17 protein-coding genes are annotated in these 15,664 nt (G+C 47.5%); 8 read left to right on the forward strand and 9 right to left on the reverse strand.

What is annotated here, in order from left to right; genetic code table 11:
* The first annotated feature begins 34 nt into the window (after positions 1-34).
* A complete protein-coding gene (locus G358_RS0116585) occupies positions 35-1,081 on the forward strand; it encodes an HD-GYP domain-containing protein (RefSeq protein ID WP_019638364.1) in 1,047 nt (348 codons plus the stop codon).
* Positions 1,082-1,405: 324 nt separating this feature from the next.
* On the opposite strand, the gene G358_RS0116590 is transcribed toward G358_RS0116585, so the two are convergent.
* The 6 genes from G358_RS0116590 to sufC all read right to left on the reverse strand — a co-directional run bounded on the left by G358_RS0116590 (position 1,406) and on the right by sufC (position 7,243).
* Positions 1,406-1,960, reverse strand: a complete 555-nt coding sequence (locus G358_RS0116590) for a hypothetical protein (protein WP_019638365.1) — start codon at positions 1,958-1,960, stop codon at positions 1,406-1,408.
* 127 nt (positions 1,961-2,087) lie between these two features.
* The gene (gene sufB / locus G358_RS0116595; protein WP_019638366.1) at positions 2,088-3,485 is read right to left on the reverse strand and encodes a Fe-S cluster assembly protein SufB; all 1,398 of its coding nucleotides are present in this window, start codon (positions 3,483-3,485) and stop codon (positions 2,088-2,090) included.
* 19 nt (positions 3,486-3,504) lie between these two features.
* The gene (gene sufU / locus G358_RS0116600; protein ID WP_019638367.1) at positions 3,505-3,924 is read right to left on the reverse strand and encodes a Fe-S cluster assembly sulfur transfer protein SufU; all 420 of its coding nucleotides are present in this window, start codon (positions 3,922-3,924) and stop codon (positions 3,505-3,507) included.
* A complete protein-coding gene (locus tag G358_RS0116605) occupies positions 3,924-5,138 on the reverse strand; it encodes a cysteine desulfurase (RefSeq protein WP_019638368.1) in 1,215 nt (404 codons plus the stop codon). Before G358_RS0116605 ends, sufU begins: the two co-directional genes overlap by 1 nt.
* The gene (sufD, locus tag G358_RS0116610) at positions 5,135-6,436 is read right to left on the reverse strand and encodes a Fe-S cluster assembly protein SufD (RefSeq protein ID WP_019638369.1); all 1,302 of its coding nucleotides are present in this window, start codon (positions 6,434-6,436) and stop codon (positions 5,135-5,137) included. The genes G358_RS0116605 and sufD overlap by 4 nt, the downstream gene beginning before the upstream one ends.
* Positions 6,437-6,460: 24 nt before the next feature.
* On the reverse strand, positions 6,461-7,243 hold the full coding sequence (gene sufC, locus G358_RS0116615) for a Fe-S cluster assembly ATPase SufC (protein ID WP_019638370.1): 783 nt from the start codon (positions 7,241-7,243) through the stop codon (positions 6,461-6,463).
* 167 nt (positions 7,244-7,410) lie between these two features.
* On the opposite strand from sufC, the gene G358_RS0116620 reads away from it, so the two are divergent.
* On the forward strand, positions 7,411-7,599 hold the full coding sequence (locus G358_RS0116620; protein ID WP_019638371.1) for a hypothetical protein: 189 nt from the start codon (positions 7,411-7,413) through the stop codon (positions 7,597-7,599).
* Positions 7,600-7,692: 93 nt separating this feature from the next.
* On the opposite strand, the gene G358_RS0116625 is transcribed toward G358_RS0116620, so the two are convergent.
* Together G358_RS0116625 and G358_RS0116630 are read right to left on the reverse strand one after the other, a co-directional pair.
* Complete coding sequence (locus G358_RS0116625) at positions 7,693-8,532, reverse strand: alpha/beta fold hydrolase (protein ID WP_019638372.1); 840 nt, start codon at positions 8,530-8,532, stop codon at positions 7,693-7,695.
* A 256-nt stretch (positions 8,533-8,788) separates the two neighbouring features.
* Positions 8,789-9,271: a Dps family protein gene (locus G358_RS0116630; protein ID WP_019638373.1), complete on the reverse strand. Its 483-nt coding sequence runs from the start codon at positions 9,269-9,271 to the stop codon at positions 8,789-8,791.
* A gap of 320 nt (positions 9,272-9,591) precedes the next feature.
* Between G358_RS0116630 and mtnK the strand changes: the two genes are divergently transcribed.
* The 3 genes from mtnK to G358_RS0116645 all read left to right on the forward strand — a co-directional run bounded on the left by mtnK (position 9,592) and on the right by G358_RS0116645 (position 12,683).
* Positions 9,592-10,815, forward strand: coding sequence for an S-methyl-5-thioribose kinase (mtnK, locus tag G358_RS0116635; protein ID WP_019638374.1), 1,224 nt, complete (start codon positions 9,592-9,594; stop codon positions 10,813-10,815).
* Positions 10,812-11,909 (forward strand): S-methyl-5-thioribose-1-phosphate isomerase, encoded by a 1,098-nt coding sequence (mtnA, locus tag G358_RS0116640; RefSeq protein WP_019638375.1) that lies wholly within the window; start codon positions 10,812-10,814, stop codon positions 11,907-11,909. Before mtnK ends, mtnA begins: the two co-directional genes overlap by 4 nt.
* A gap of 207 nt (positions 11,910-12,116) precedes the next feature.
* Positions 12,117-12,683 carry a hypothetical protein gene (locus G358_RS0116645; RefSeq protein WP_019638376.1) on the forward strand — a complete coding sequence of 189 codons (567 nt, stop codon included), beginning with the start codon at positions 12,117-12,119 and terminating at the stop codon, positions 12,681-12,683.
* Between the two features lie 65 nt (positions 12,684-12,748).
* Here the strand turns inward: G358_RS0116645 and G358_RS0116650 are convergent, their stop codons facing one another.
* Positions 12,749-13,129 (reverse strand): DUF423 domain-containing protein, encoded by a 381-nt coding sequence (locus tag G358_RS0116650; RefSeq protein ID WP_019638377.1) that lies wholly within the window; start codon positions 13,127-13,129, stop codon positions 12,749-12,751.
* A gap of 182 nt (positions 13,130-13,311) precedes the next feature.
* On the opposite strand from G358_RS0116650, the gene G358_RS0116655 reads away from it, so the two are divergent.
* From G358_RS0116655 to G358_RS0116665, 3 genes are all read left to right on the forward strand, one after another.
* Complete coding sequence (locus tag G358_RS0116655) at positions 13,312-13,722, forward strand: hypothetical protein (protein WP_019638378.1); 411 nt, start codon at positions 13,312-13,314, stop codon at positions 13,720-13,722.
* A gap of 131 nt (positions 13,723-13,853) precedes the next feature.
* Positions 13,854-14,708 (forward strand): DegV family protein, encoded by an 855-nt coding sequence (locus G358_RS0116660; protein ID WP_019638379.1) that lies wholly within the window; start codon positions 13,854-13,856, stop codon positions 14,706-14,708.
* A gap of 46 nt (positions 14,709-14,754) precedes the next feature.
* The gene (locus G358_RS0116665) at positions 14,755-15,609 is read left to right on the forward strand and encodes a DegV family protein (protein WP_019638380.1); all 855 of its coding nucleotides are present in this window, start codon (positions 14,755-14,757) and stop codon (positions 15,607-15,609) included.
* Positions 15,610-15,664 lie beyond the last annotated feature (55 nt).

Consider the following 15,664-nt stretch of genomic DNA (forward strand, 5'->3'; position numbering starts at 1 on the left):
AGAAATACTGTAGAATAATGAGGTGTCATCGTTCTTGAAACTACATGTAATCGAAATCAGTCCTGGCGACCGGCTTCAAAATGATATTTTTAATCAATTCGGCGTTTTAATCCTGCATAAAGGAACAGAACTGACCGGTGATGCTATTGTAAAATTGATGCAGCACGGTATAGACTACATCGATATTGAACCTCGAACTATAGACATCGATCGGCCTGCAGCTAGCGGCTATTCCGAACAAGTAACTAAAGTAATTCCGCTATTTGATCAAGCGGTAGATGGCTTCGAACAGATTTTTCTGGAAGCGCTATCCAGAGGCACTTTTGATGAATCTCGCGTCGATGAGCTGCTGAACCCTTTAGTGAATGAACTGATCGGCCAGAAAGATGTCGTCTCACTTCTTCTACTGTTGAATAACGATGATAATTATACATACAATCATTCCATACAGGTCGGAATGCTCTCTTATTATATCGCAACCTGGCTAGGTTATCCTAAACAAGAAGCATACAAAGTCGGTAAAGCCGGCTATTTGATCGATATTGGCAAATGCAAGATCTCTCAAGAGATTCTTTCCAAGCCAGGCAAGCTGACGGCGGAAGAATTCGAAGAGGTCAAACGCCATACATATTACGGCTCCGATATTATTCTCAAATCAACCGGTGATGAAATATCCGCATTAGTTGCCCTGCAGCATCATGAACGGGAAGACGGCAGCGGCTATCCGCAAGGACTCAGCGACAAGGATATCCACCCTTATGCTAAAATAGCTGCCGTAGCCGACGTTTACAGTGCAATGACGTCCAACCGCGTATACCGGTCCAAGCAGGAGCTGCTCACCGTGCTCCGCGAATTGAACGCACTTAGCTTTGGTCAGCTTAGCCCTGAACCGACTCAGGCGCTGATCAGGCATTTGCTGCCGAACTTCATCGGCAAGAAAGTGATGTTGAATTCAGGCGAGGTAGGATCGATTGTTATGACGAACCAGACCGACTTTTTCCGTCCGCTCGTACAGACCGATGCCGGCTTCATCGACTTGTCCAAAGAGCGCGAGATGACGATTACCGAAGTATACATTTAACTCGGCATAATGAACAGCCCTTTCCTATCCTTTTGGATAGTGAATGGGCTGTTTTTATTGTTCTTTGGTTGCCGGTTTTTGCCTTAGTACTTGACTGAGTACTTGCTTGAATACTTGACTGAGCATTTGCTATTGCGCATACTTGCTAAGGCTAAGCGCGAATTAAATATCTTCTTGGCTAGACACTGTCTTTCATGCGTGCCAATCAAATGGAGTAATTCAGCAGGTCTATTCCCGCTAAGCTCCATCTACTCCAGCCAACTCCCATCAAGTCTCGTAAGTCCCATTAAGTCACACCAAGCAGGGAGCTCTTTCAGGCTTTGCTTACATAAAGTATCTGGCCATTTTTTGATCAAGCAATAATATTCGATTGACCAAACCTTCTTCATCAAAAATTACCGAAATAACATAAACATCTTCCATTTCCTCCTGTGTCAATTTGACATCCGGTTCTGAATCTATGAATTTCTTGCTATTTGTATCGTAAGCATAATCTATGTACTCAGCTGTATCGATTATGTATACCTCACCATATATTTCTTTCACCTTATCCCTGTGCATGCCAATTTGTAACCGATGAGCCCGAAAAATATCGGATGAATTAACATCCAGCACAATCCCGGCTACCTTGTCATTTCGATACATTATCGTCACGCCTGGGTCATATTTAATCATAAATTTCATTATTTCTTCTCCTGACCCCAATATTTTCTCGGCATCAGAACGATCCATTCCGTAATGCACTTTGGTTTTCTTATCCCCCTCCTTAGTAATCGTCATATCTTTCAGCGTTACCGAATCATTTTCAGATTTTCCTGTACAGCCTCCAAGTAAAAATATGAATAATGCTGCCAACAATAGAGGAAACTTATACTTCATTTTTCATAACATCCTTTTTTTCTTAAATTTTAACAATAAAAAAAGAATTTTGCTATAGTTTGATGAATAATGAAACAAGCTGACTTCCTTATTACAAAGAAGTCAGCTTGTTTTTTAAAAAGGCAGATTAACCGATACTGCCTTCCATCTCGAACTTGATTAATCTATTCATCTCAACCGCATATTCCATCGGCAGCTCTTTCGTAAATGGCTCGATGAAGCCCATCACGATCATTTGCGTCGCTTCGTCCTCGGTCAGACCGCGGCTCATCAGATAGAACAGCTGGTCTTCAGACACCTTCGATACCGTAGCCTCATGCTCCAGAACGATGTTATCGTTCATGATTTCATTATAAGGAATCGTATCGGACGTCGACTCATTGTCCAGAATCAACGTATCGCACTTGATGTTCGATTTGGCGCCTTCCGCCTGACGGCCAAAGGAAGCCAGACCGCGGTAGGTTACTTTCCCGCCGTGTTTACTGATCGACTTGGAGACGATCGTCGACGTTGTGTCTGGAGCTAAATGGATCATCTTTGCGCCGGAATCCTGATGCTGATTTTTGCCGGCTACAGCGATCGACAGCACGCTGCCTTTTGCGCCGCGGCCTTTCAGTACGACAGCAGGATATTTCATCGTCAGTTTAGAGCCGATGTTACCGTCAACCCACTCCATGTTCGCATTCTCTTCAGCTACAGCCCGCTTTGTAACGAGGTTATAGATGTTCGGAGCCCAGTTCTGAATCGTCGTGTAACGAACGCGCGCGTTCTTCTTACAGATGATTTCAACTACCGCGCTGTGAAGGGAATTCGTGCTATATACCGGAGCGGTACAGCCCTCTACATAGTGTACGAAGCTGTCCTCATCGGCAATGATCAGCGTTCTTTCGAACTGCCCCATGTTCTCGGAGTTAATGCGGAAGTATGCCTGCAAAGGAATTTCGCATTTCACGCCCTTAGGGACGTAAATGAAGCTTCCTCCCGACCACACCGCACTGTTCAGGGCTGCAAACTTGTTGTCTGCCGGCGGAACGATGGTACCGAAATACTCGCGGAAAATTTCCGGATGCTCTCGCAGGGCCGTATCAGTGTCACTGAAAATAACACCCTGCTCTTCCAGTTCCTTCTGCATGCTGTGGTAAACGACCTCAGATTCATACTGGGCCGATACGCCAGCCAGGAACTTCTGTTCTGCTTCCGGAATACCGAGCTTATCGAACGTTTCTTTAATTTCTGCCGGAACTTCTTCCCATGTCTTCCCTTGCTTCTCCGACGGTCTTACATAGTACTGAATCTCATCGAAGTCAAGCTCATCCAGGTCGCCGCCCCAACGCGGCATCGGCATTTTCTCAAACTGTTCAAGCGATTTCAGGCGGAAGTCAAGCATCCACTGCGGTTCATTTTTAATTTTTGAAATTTCCTCAACGATTTCACGAGTCAAGCCTTTGCCTGACTGGAAAATAGATTTATGCTCGTCGCGGAAACCATATTTGTATTCCCCGATATCGGGAGCCTTCTTAGCCATGATGGATTACCTCCTTAATTTATGACTCTTGAATCCCCTTCTTCAATGCGTTCCAAGCTAGAGTCGCGCATTTGATCCGTGCAGGAAATTTATTAACTCCGGATAGAGCCTCGATATCCTCCAGCTCATCAAAATGGACGTCCTCGCCTTTCATGAGGGAAGAGAAGCGCTCGGCCAGTTGAAGAGCCTGCTCGAAGGTAAGGCCTTTAACAGCCTCCGTCATCATCGATGCCGATGACATACTGATCGAGCAGCCTTCCCCAGTAAACTTCGCGTCCCTTACGATGCCGTCTTCGACGATAAGCTGCAGAGATATGCGATCCCCGCAGGTCGGATTGTTCAAATCTACAGTCAAGACGTCATTATCAAACTTCCCGCGGTTGCGGGGGTTTTTATAATGATCCATAATAACGCGCCGATATAAGTCGTCAAGTTGCATTACTTGAAATACTCCTTTGCTTGGATTAAAGCGTCGGCCAAACGGTCGATGTCTTCTTCCGTATTGTACAAGTAGAAGCTAGCTCTCGCCGTCGCACTCACTTCAAGCCAGCGCATGAGCGGTTGGCAGCAATGATGTCCTGCCCGGATCGCGATGCCCGATGCATCAAGCACCGTGGCTACGTCATGCGGATGAACATCATCCAGATTGAACGTAATCAATCCGACTTCCCTTTCCCGCGGTCCATAAATCGTCACACCCTCGATTTCAGACAGCCGTTCAATCGAGTAGGCGGCAAGCTTCGTTTCATGGCGGTGAATTTCATCCAACCCGATCTCCTCGAGGAAATCAATAGCTGCGCCCAACCCAACCGCTCCGGCAATGATCGGCGTGCCGCCCTCGAATTTATAGGGAAGCTCCTTCCAGGTCGATTCGTATAATCCTACGTCATCGATCATTTCTCCGCCGTATTCGATCGGTTCCATGGCCTCAAGCAGACGCTTCTTACCATATAGTACCCCAATCCCCGTCGGAGCGCACATTTTATGACCGGAAAAAGTATAGAAATCACAGTCCAGGTCCTGGACATCGACCTTCATATGCGGCGTGCTTTGAGCTCCATCCACGACCATGACGGCTCCATGGCGATGGGCAATTTCAGCGATCTGTTTCACAGGATTCACCACGCCCAGCACGTTCGAAACGTATGACATAGCTACGATTTTTGTCTTTGGAGTTACGGTCTTCTCCACATCCTCCAACAAGACGCTGCCGTCCGGCTGCAGCGGAATATATTTCAACACAGCCCTGTTCTTTAAGGCCAGCTGCTGCCAAGGAATGAGATTACTGTGGTGCTCCATCTGCGTAATGACAACTTCATCGCCTTCACTAAGGCCAGAAGCCCCATAGGAGGATGCGATAATATTCAGCGCCGTCGTCGTCCCCCGGGTAAAAATAATTTCTTCCGTATGCTGAGCGCCGATAAAACGGGCCACTCTCTCGCGAGCCGACTCGTAATCATCCGTAGCGCGGCTGCCCAGCGTGTGAACCCCGCGATGCACGTTGGCGTTATCCCATTCATAATAATGCTTCAACGCTTCGAGCACCTTACGCGGCTTCTGGGAGCTTGCCGCACTATCGAGATAGACGAGCGGATGCCCGTTAATCTCCTGATTTAGAATAGGAAATTGCTCTTTAATCAGCGTCGGGTTCATTGTCCAAGCTTCCTTTCCACCAGCGTCTGCAATTGCTGCCGCAGCTGCTCCAGCGGAATATCCGCTACAACGGGAGCCAGGAAGCCATAAATAATGAGACGCTCTGCATCCTCTTTACTAATGCCGCGGGACATCAAGTAGTAAATTTGTTCCGGGTTCACCTGACCTACGGACGCCGCGTGACCTGCCGTTACATCGTCCTCATCGATAAGAAGGATAGGATTCGCGTCTCCGCGTGCTTTCGGGCTTAGCATAAGCACCTTCTCGGTTTGCTCGCCATTCGCTTTCGTAGCGCCATGCTCAATCTTGGTAATCCCATTAATAATCGCCGTGGACTGCTCGCGCATGACCGCACGGGTGATCATCTGGCTATCCGAGCTCTTACCGAAGTGAACGGCTCTCGTCGTATAGTTCAGTTTCTGGGAACCGGAACCGATGGCAATGACTTTGGCATCCGATGAAGATCCGTTGCCTTTCAATACAGATGCCGTGTCGCTCATTGTGTCGCCAGCGTTCATTTCACCGATGATCCATTCGATGCGTCCGTCATTCTCGATCACGGAACGGCGGTATGTTAAATCGGTCGTCTTCTCGCATAAATTATGCACGGTCGCAAATTGTACCTTTGCGCCTGCTTGAACGAACACTTCAGCTACTCCGTTGTGCACGATAGCGTCTGAGAGGTCGCCGGAAATGTAATTATCCACGTAAGTTACGCGGCTGTTTGCCTCAGCAACAATCAGTACGTGCGGAGCGAATACAGCCTTGCTGTCGTCCACAATATAGATGCTTTGCAGCGGAACCTCAATTTCCACGTTCTTCGGAACATAGAGGAAGATACCGCCGCTCCACAATGCGGAGTGAAGCGCTGTAAGCAGGTTCTCATCGCTTTTCACGACGTTATGCAAATATTTCTGCACCAGGTCGCCATGCTCGCGCACTGCCGTTTCCAGGTCCGTAAAAATAACGCCCTTGGCAGCCAATTCCGCGGATAGCTTCGTAAATACGGTCGCTGAGTTCCGCTGAACGATCAAATTGCTCTGTTCGTTCAAATCGACCAGGCTGGTCACGATCTCTGGAATTTCCTGCGCTGTCTCTCCTTGCCCTTGGCGAGGCGTTCCGTAGTTCTGCAAATTCCAACGGTCGATTCTCGTTTTCTCCAGCTTCGGCAATTCAAGCTCTGCCGCAAGCTTCAATGCGTTCATGCGACTTTCTGTCAACCAAGCCGGTTCTCCGTTGCTCACGGAAGCGGTCTTCAATACATCCGGTTCTACCGGTAGAACGGTTTGTGTAGTCATCTTAGCTCCTCCTTCCTCCTTCCGTTAAACTTGCTCTCCCACTGTCTCGTCAACAATACCAAGCTCTTCCTTAATCCAGTCGTAACCGTCTTTCTCCAGACGCTCAGCCAGTTCAGGACCGCCGGACTTCACGATACGCCCCTGCATCATCACATGGACGAAGTCAGGCTTGACGTAGTCAAGAAGCCGTTGATAGTGAGTAATGATCAAGAAACCGCGATCTTCGCTGCGCATACTATTTACGCCTTCAGCCACGATGCGCAAAGCGTCGATGTCGAGACCGGAGTCAACCTCGTCAAGGATAACGATCTTCGGATCAAGCAGCATCATTTGCAAAATTTCGTTCCGCTTTTTCTCCCCGCCGGAAAATCCTTCATTCAAATAGCGATGGGCAAATTCAGGATTTATTTCGAGCTCCTTCATCTTGCCTTCCATCTGGCGGATGAATTTTATTAGAGAAACCTCGTTGCCTTCCCCGCGGCGTGCGTTGATCGCACTGCGAAGGAAATCGGAGTTCGTTACGCCGGCAATTTCGCTTGGATATTGCATTGCCAGGAACATGCCTGCACGCGCGCGCTCATCCACTTCCATTTCCAGCAAATCTTCACCATCGAGCAGCGCCTTGCCATCGGTAACTTCATACTTAGGATGGCCCATCAGCGCGGAAGCGAGCGTACTTTTTCCCGTTCCGTTCGGTCCCATGATGGCGTGAACTTCCCCACCTTTTATTTCAATGTCGATTCCCTTAAGAATCTCCTTGTCCTCAATTGTCGCTTTAAGTCCCTCAATAACGAAATGTGTAGCCATGTTTACTGCTCCCTCCATTAAGTCGTTAGAATCTTTAACGTATATTAAAATAGGGACGCCTCCCTTTGCTTCCTGCATTATAGCACAATTATTATCACATTAGAATTATTCTAAGTGATTCTCACTGATTCTCATTTTTATTCTAACCTAATTCGGATGCTTAAGCAATGTGCCACAGCTGGATTGAAGGGATTACAGCGTCAGTTTGGATTGGATTCGGAGAAGGGAGCTGTACCGGGCTGGGTTACCGGATTGGGGGTACTCACCTGCTGGCGGGAAGAGAAGCTTTCATTCCGGAGGCTTCGCCAAGCACGTTTTTTGTCGAAGAAACCATCGGCGATTTGCCACAAAGATGACGCCTTGGCCCAGCTTATATATAGATAAAGGCAGCTCAGGTAACCCTGCAGCTGCCTTGTTATTGCAAACAAATATAGTATGGCCTTTAATGATTAATTTTGATTCAAAAATTCGATCAAAGCCTTGTTGAATTCCTCGGCATGCGTTGCATTAAACCCGTGCGGCCCGCCTTTGATGATTGCGAGCTGACTGGACGGGATAGCCTCATGCGCCAACTTGCCGCTTACCTCGAAGGGAACGAGGGCATCGGAATCCCCATGGAGAATCAATGTCGGAATGTTGAATTTCTTCAGGTCGTCGCGGAAATCAGTGTAGCTGAACGCCGAGATGCAGTCCAGCGTTCCCTTCGGAGAAGCAAAGGCGGCAATGTTCAAGTTATAAATCCGGAATGGCTCACTAACCAAGTCCGTCCGATTTCCTACTGCAAAAAAATTCGCCGTAAAAGAATCAAGAAACGCAAGGCGGTCATTTTTTACGCCATTTTGGAATTCGGCGATCGTTTCATCATCGAGCCCTCCCTGCGGGTTGTCCTCCGATTTGTACAAATACGGAGGAATAGCACCTGCAAAAACTGCTTTTTTCACCCGATCGGTGCCATACGTTGCGACGTATCTGGCCACTTCCCCGCCACCCATCGAAAATCCGACCAGTGTCACCTCACGCAGGTTCAAATGCTCAAGCAACTGATGAAGGTCCGCCGCCAGCGTATCGTAATCGTATCCTTCCCAAGGTTGGGAGGATTGACCAAAGCCACGGCGGTCATACGTAATGACCCGATACCCCGCTTCTACAAGCGCTGGTACCTGATTCTCCCATGAACGTCCGCTCAGCGGCCACCCATGAATCAAAACGACCGGCTTACCATTTCCATAGTCCTCATAATACAGCTTGATTGGATTTCCATTTTCCTCTCCTACCCTTACTTTTGCCATTTTGCTCTCCTCCATTATTAAATAATTTCCATGCAAAAATTGTACTGTAAGATGTGCAGGTGACAAATCCAGAAACATGCCCTGAAATAAAGCAGAAAACTTAATATCTATTTCTACTTTAAGTACTATGAGACCATCCAAGTGCCTAGAATAGATTAAATTGTTTTTTGCCTCAGCCAATCCCCTGTTGAACAAAGATAAGAAACAGGGCCGGATCAAGCTTGGACCCAGCCCTCTGATGCAGTTTATGGTGCTCCTATCCCAAATACGTACGAAGCATCCACATATGCTTCTCCAAATCGGCTATAAACCCGGTTAGCAAATCGGCCGTCGCTTCATCGCCTGCTTTGTCGGCGAGCTCAATGCCTTCCTGAAAAGATTCGGACAGTGTAGCAAAGTCCTCAACCAGGGTTTGCACCATAGCCCGCTGATCTTCTTTTCCCGTTGCCTCATGAATTGTAGCAATTTCCAAGTACTCTTTCATCGTAGCAGCCGGACTGCCCTTAATTGTAAGCAGCCGTTCGGCAACGGCATCCATTTTCTCGGTAACCTCGTCGTACAGTTCCTCAAACTTAGCATGTAGCGTAAAGAAGTTTTCTCCTTTTACATACCAATGATAATTGTGTATTTTCACATACAACACGTTGAGATTAGCGACTTGCTCGTTAAGTACCTGCTCCAAACTTGACTTGTTTGTTTTACCAGCTTTGTTTGCGGACTTCGAATCGGCTTTAGCCATAATGCAATCCCTCATTTCCACGTTTATTGTTATATGTTCACCCCAGAGCACGTAAAACATGCCTGAAATGAATATAAGTTATTTACCGGGCTCTATCCACCCATATTATTTATGTTACCCGGGTCTAGTTTTTACGAAACAAATTAAATCACTCCACGACTTGGCTTCATATACTTTATCCCAACATCGCAGCCTTGAAAAAAGTAATGCTAATTACACACTTTTCCGATATACTAACTTTAAACTAATTTTAATTTAAGTTTTCTATATTTAAATAGAAAAAAATTAGAAAATTCATATTATTTTGGAGGTGCCTTATCATGTCCTCATATCATCCATTTTCCACAGAGGATGCGGTGGCTTATGCCAGATCGATCCCTGGATTTTTCCGTGAAGATGCCGCGCTTGCTTGCGAAGAAATCGGTGATGGCAACTTAAACCTGGTGTTTAGAATTGCCGATCCGCAGCGAAGCAAGAGCCTGATCGTTAAACAGGCGCTCCCTTATGCCAAAGTCGTTGGCGAATCATGGCCGCTAAGCCTGGACCGGGCCCGCATCGAGCGGGAAGCGCTGGAAATTCAGCATCGCCTCTGCCCCGATCTCGTACCTGCTATTTATGGCGGGGATAACGAGCTGGCAGTAACCGTAATGGAGGATTTGTCCGGTCACACCATTATGCGTAAAGGCCTGATAGACGGCCAGCGTTACGACCATTTTGCTGAGCATATCGGCCGCTTTATTGCGACAACGTTGTTCTATACATCGGATCTGGGTATGAATCAACAGAATAAGAAGCTGCAGGCCGCACGTTTTGTCAATCCTGATTTATGCAAAATTACCGAAGATTTAATATTCGAGGATCCTTACCGGAATGCCGACAACAACGACTTTAGCGAGGACATCCGTCACGAGGCGGAGAAGCTGTGGCACGATACGGAGCTTCACCTCGAAGCAGCTTTGCTCAGAGAGAAATTTCTGACCCATGGCGAGGCTCTGCTTCACGGCGACCTGCATACCGGCAGCATCTTTGTCACTTCCGAATCCACAAAAGTCATCGATCCCGAATTCGCCTACTACGGCCCCATTGGTTTTGACCTCGGAGCTGTTATTGGCAATTTGCTGCTGAACTATGCTGCACAGCCCGGCTGGAGCAACAGCCCAGCTGTTTTGCAAGAACGCCGCGAATGGCTTTTGACGACAATCAGCAGCGTCTGGAACCATTTCGAGCATCATTTCCGCAAGCTCTGGGACGCTGAAGGAGGAGATTTCATGTTCAGAACCCCGGGCTACCAGGATCTTTTTATGAAAAAAGTGCTGCAGGACGCTATCGGATTTGCCGGCTGCAAGGTCATCCGCCGTATTGTCGGCTTGTCCCACGTTGCGGATATTGAGACGATCGTAAATGATGCCCATCGCCAGCAAGCCAAAGTAACGGCGCTTGAAATTGGCAAGCAGCTTGTGAAGAAAGGCAGATCGGCTGCTTCTATCGGCGAAGTGGCCAGGTGGGCCAGTACAGCCGCAGCTAAGGAGGAAATAAACGCATGACCGAGGATTTAGGTAAAAAGGACCCGCCAGGCCAGCGTAGCCGCGAACCTCTTTTAAGCCTCCGCTGGGAGGTAAATAAGCTTCTGATGCTCGACCAGCGCCTGCTTCCAGAAGAGATTGTCTTTCTGGAGCTGACAACCCCGGAAGAGGTCTGGGATGGCATCCATGCAATGAAGGTCCGGGGCGCACCGGCCATAGGCATCGCTGCAGCATATGGGATCGTTCTTGGAGCGAACTCGTTCCAAGGCGGGGAGCCACAATGGCTGGAACACGTTTTGTCCACAGCGAAGTATTTAGCGACCTCCCGTCCGACTGCCGTCAACCTGTTTTGGGCGCTCGACCGGATGAAGGATCGCGCTGCACAGCTTGCTGAAGAGCACAGCGATCTCTCCTCGCGAAACGAAGGACTGCTTGCAGAAGCGATCGCGATTCACCAGGAAGATGAGGACGTTTGCCGGAAGATCGGAGAACATGCGCTTCCGCTCTTTAAGGACGGGATGGGCGTGCTTACACACTGCAATGCGGGTGGACTTGCGACAGCCAGATACGGAACGGCTCTCGCTCCGTTCTACCTTGCTTCAGAGCAGGGGATGAACCTTAAAATATATGCCGACGAAACAAGACCTGTTCTTCAAGGAGCGCGGCTGACCGCGTTCGAACTGCAGCAAGCGGGAATCGATGTCACCTTGCTGTGCGATAACATGGCTGGGCTTGTCATGTCAAAAGGCTGGATTGATGCGGTCATCGTAGGTACAGACCGGGTGGCCGCCAACGGAGATGCCGCTAACAAAATCGGCACATACAGTCTCGCTGTTCTAGCTAAGGCGCATAACATTCCTTTTTATGTCGCCTCGCCATTATCCACAATAGACTTACAGACGGATACAGGACAACAGATCCCGATTGAAGAACGGCCAGAGCATGAAGTTACAGAAGGGTTTGGCAAACGTACGGCGCCAGCCGGCATAAAAGTATTTAACCCTTCCTTTGACGTAACTCCGCACCATTTAATCACAGCGATCATAACTGAGAAGGGTGTCGTCAGAGCTCCGTTTAAAGAAAACCTGGCTGCTCTTTTCCAACGATCTGTATAAGCACCCTACAAGAGATCGTATAAGATTTTGAAGTTTCTCATTATTTTCTGAAAATTTACCATTTGTTGAAAATAAACAAAAAGAAGCATTAATTTAAATCTTTAGGACTATGATTGTCCCCTAAGCGGTGCTATGATTAATGGGTAATTTATTTATACATCTAGCATCTATGAGTGACAGCACTTAACATCTCTTCCTGGGGGAAAAATGGACAAACAAACGAATGGAAACAATAAGAATAACGAGCAATTAGGATATTTATTTAATGTGGAGATTTTAGTAAAAAGCAGTTCCAACGCTCTGGCGCTTCAATCGCTTCTGCAACTGCTGAACGAAGGGGAACAAATTATCGATTACCGCATCAATTCAGGAATTGAGTTAGGAGAAATCATTGAATCCTTGCTGGCCGCCAGGAAACAATCCTTCATTTCCAGATCATACAAACGGCTCACCGTCAGCAATTCACAGAGTGATACGACAGAAACAACGCCGGGCAATGCGAAGTCAGAAGACAAGCCAGCGGATGTTCCAGGCGCTGAAAATAACTTTGCCGCAATGGCAAAAAACCGCAATTTTCAGGATTGGATCCAGAAGTATATATCCGAAAATCGCTTGGTGCGAATTTTGATTAACCGAAATGGGGAGCGAATTAACATCCCCTGCCGTATTTTAAATTTCCAATCTGAAACCTATACGATCAACGTGTATCATGTCGATGAGAAGCAAGTGTACACTTTTATGCTTAGTGAGATTATAGACTTCATAGAAACCTGATTATCACATGGATACGAAGACAATAATGGCTGCGCCCGTTTTACGGTAGGCGCAGCCATTGTTCATCATTTTGACCTGTTATTCTTATTCCATGTCCCGGCAGCAAACAGCAGCCAACCGGCTATAAAACTAACTCCGCCGAGCGGAGTAACCGGCCCCAGCCATCTCCACCCGGTTACTGCCAGCAAATAAAGACTGCCAGAGAACAAAATAATGCCAAGCAGGAACAGCCCCGCTGACCATTGCAACTTGCGGCTGTCCCCCCATGTGCCTGCCGCTAAGGCGGCCAGGATCATTCCGGCTCCATGGATCATATGATATTGGACCCCTGTCTTATAAGCATCGATCGCATCTCCAATAATCGGCTCCAATACATGAGCTCCAAATGCGCCAAGGACAACGGCCAACAGCATTACGATGGCGCCCGCTCCTGCTATTCTTCTCATCTTCTTCTATCCCTCCTGCAAATATTAACTATTAACTAATAAACTTATTCTCTATCCTGCAAGCAAGCTATTTGCGTCCTCCCAAAAATGGCACTAAAATGAAATTTTCCTTGATTTTTTACTGAATTTATGGAAGATTATACGTTGATGCGAACTATATTCATAAAGGAGCTTGATTATTAATGAACAATGAACCTGGGGCACAACCTGGCCCTTATTACGACAATGCAGTGCCATCCCAGCCATTAACCCGCTTAAAGCACTCCGGGCTTGGGATTACCTCATTCGTTATGAGTATTGTAGCACTATTAGGGTATTTCGTATCTATCTTTCTCATTATTGCCGCACTGGGGCAGGTTCTGGACGATCCAGCCCATATTGAAGCTGCGATGGTAGAGAGTCCTGCGGCCATTCTTGGTGTTCTCGCTATGATGGGGGCAGGATTGTTGAACTTGATTGCCCTCATTTTAGGCATTATCGGGCTTGTTATTAAAAATCGCAAAAAAGTTTTCGCGATTATTGGCACATGCTTATCTTCAATTTCCGTAATTCTTATTATCGTATTGTACTTTATCGGTCTTTTGCAAATGTAAGTCTGCCAGACAAATCGCCCCCACGTTAGATTCTTTTGTTCTCGCGGGGGCGATTTGTTTGATATAGAGATGTTAAACGCTCCCGCTTTTTGATAAAATATAGCTGGACTATCGAATTTAAGGAGATACCTATGGCACAAGTAAAAATTTTCGCGGATAGCACTTCCGATTTGCCGGCAGGCTGGGTCGATAAATATAATATCGGAATTATTCCGCTGTACGTAGTATTTGGTGACCAAACGTACAGAGACGGCATCGATATTGCGCCCGTTGATATTTATGAAAGAGTCGCTGCCGCCGGTAGCCTGCCGAAGACGACGGCCCCCTCTCCCCAGGATTTCTTGGAAGCATTTGCACCTTGCGTGGAACAAGGGAATGACATCGTCTATATTAGCATTTCTTCCAGCCTATCCTCCACCTATCAAAATGCTCTTATTGCAGCCGGGGAATTTCCTGAAGGCCGTGTGCATGTCGTAGACTCATTGAATTTGTGCAGCGGTATCGGCTTGCTTGTCATGAAGGCAGTAAGAGCTGCAGAGCAAGGTTTGAGCGCGCAGCAGATCGTGGAACTGCTCGAGAAGGCCAGATCACTAGTGAGTACGGAATTTGTTATCGATACACTGGAATATTTGTACAAAGGCGGGCGCTGCTCAGGCATGCAAAACTTCATCGGCAGCTTGCTGCAAATCCGTCCCGTTCTGCGAGTCGTCGATGGAAGCATTATTCCTGCTTACAAAGTCCGCGGCAAGAAAGAGAAGGCAGTTCAGCAAATGCTCGATAACGCCCTTGCCAAAAAAGATCAAATGGACGATGATTTAATCATTGTAGCCCACACCCTTGCCGAAGACGAGGCTCGACGGCTAGCCGCTATTCTAAAAGAACAGGCCCCGGCCCGTGAAGTGGCGATTGCCGAAGCAGGCTGTGTCATTTCAAGCCATTGCGGCCCTCATACAGTAGCGATTATGTATATGAACAAACAGCACTAAACTTTATTTTGAACCTGATAACCCGAATTTATTTGGAGGGATCACTTTGCGAAAGATTAAAGTTTTTGCGGACAGCACCTGCGATCTGCCTGCTTCATGGATCGAGGAATATGATATCGGTCTCGTTCCGCTGTATGTAACGTTTGATGACGAAACGTACAAGGATGGGGTCGATTTAACAACGCCGCAGTTATACAGCAAAGTAGCAAAGAGCGGACGTTTGCCCAAGACAGCAGCGCCATCTCCCGCCGATTTTATCCAAGCTTTCAACCCTGCAATCGAACAAGGACAGCAAGTGCTATACATAAGTCTGTCATCCGAGTTATCTTCCACTTACCAGAATGCCGTTATTGCTGCGGAGGAATTTGCTGAAGGACAGGTTACCGTTTTTGACTCACTTAACCTGTCTACTGGTATTGGATTGCTAGTCATGAAAGCTGTCAAAGCAGCTTCTGAAGGCAAGAGCGTCTCTGAGATTGTGGACTTGCTGGAGATGACAAGACCCTTGGTTGAAACGGAATTTGTCATCGACTCCCTTGACTACTTATATAAAGGCGGAAGATGCTCAGGGATGCAGAACCTCGTAGGCAGCCTGCTGAAAATTCGCCCGGTTATTAAAGTCATTGATGGCAAAATGACTCCGGTCGCGAAAATTCGCGGCAGCCGGGAGAAAGTGCTCGAACAGCTCGTTGAAAATGCGCTAAGCAAGACAGCAGATATGGATAATGATCTTGTATTTATTACGCATTCCTTAGCTGATGACGATGCCGCTTCACTGCAGCGAATATTGCAATCGAAAACGCAGGCCCGAGAGGTCGCGATATCCGACGCAGGCTGCGTCATATCGAGCCATTGCGGCGCCAAGACCATCGGCATTTTATATACTAAAGCATTACAATAACACCTTGCTCATCTGGAAAAATCAAGCCGGCGATCGCTTCTTTGCTTCGCCGGCT

The sequence above is a fragment of the Paenibacillus fonticola DSM 21315 genome, assembly GCF_000381905.1.
Taxonomy (GTDB): domain Bacteria; phylum Bacillota; class Bacilli; order Paenibacillales; family Paenibacillaceae; genus Fontibacillus; species Fontibacillus fonticola.

Excerpts from the sequence above, each read along its gene's own strand:
- G358_RS0116590 (WP_019638365.1), bottom strand. The coding sequence starts at position 1,960 with ATGAAGTATAAGTTTCCTCTATTGTTGGCAGCATTATTCATATTTTTA.
- sufB (WP_019638366.1), bottom strand. The coding sequence starts at position 3,485 with ATGGCTAAGAAGGCTCCCGATATCGGGGAATACAAATATGGTTTCCGC.
- sufU (WP_019638367.1), bottom strand. The coding sequence starts at position 3,924 with ATGCAACTTGACGACTTATATCGGCGCGTTATTATGGATCATTATAAA.
- G358_RS0116605 (WP_019638368.1), bottom strand. The coding sequence starts at position 5,138 with ATGAACCCGACGCTGATTAAAGAGCAATTTCCTATTCTAAATCAGGAG.
- sufD (WP_019638369.1), bottom strand. The coding sequence starts at position 6,436 with ATGACTACACAAACCGTTCTACCGGTAGAACCGGATGTATTGAAGACC.
- sufC (WP_019638370.1), bottom strand. The coding sequence starts at position 7,243 with ATGGCTACACATTTCGTTATTGAGGGACTTAAAGCGACAATTGAGGAC.
- G358_RS0116620 (WP_019638371.1), top strand. The coding sequence starts at position 7,411 with ATGTGCCACAGCTGGATTGAAGGGATTACAGCGTCAGTTTGGATTGGA.
- G358_RS0116625 (WP_019638372.1), bottom strand. The coding sequence starts at position 8,532 with ATGGCAAAAGTAAGGGTAGGAGAGGAAAATGGAAATCCAATCAAGCTG.
- G358_RS0116630 (WP_019638373.1), bottom strand. The coding sequence starts at position 9,271 with ATGGCTAAAGCCGATTCGAAGTCCGCAAACAAAGCTGGTAAAACAAAC.
- mtnK (WP_019638374.1), top strand. The coding sequence starts at position 9,592 with ATGTCCTCATATCATCCATTTTCCACAGAGGATGCGGTGGCTTATGCC.
- mtnA (WP_019638375.1), top strand. The coding sequence starts at position 10,812 with ATGACCGAGGATTTAGGTAAAAAGGACCCGCCAGGCCAGCGTAGCCGC.
- G358_RS0116645 (WP_019638376.1), top strand. The coding sequence starts at position 12,117 with ATGGACAAACAAACGAATGGAAACAATAAGAATAACGAGCAATTAGGA.
- G358_RS0116650 (WP_019638377.1), bottom strand. The coding sequence starts at position 13,129 with ATGAGAAGAATAGCAGGAGCGGGCGCCATCGTAATGCTGTTGGCCGTT.
- G358_RS0116655 (WP_019638378.1), top strand. The coding sequence starts at position 13,312 with ATGAACAATGAACCTGGGGCACAACCTGGCCCTTATTACGACAATGCA.
- G358_RS0116660 (WP_019638379.1), top strand. The coding sequence starts at position 13,854 with ATGGCACAAGTAAAAATTTTCGCGGATAGCACTTCCGATTTGCCGGCA.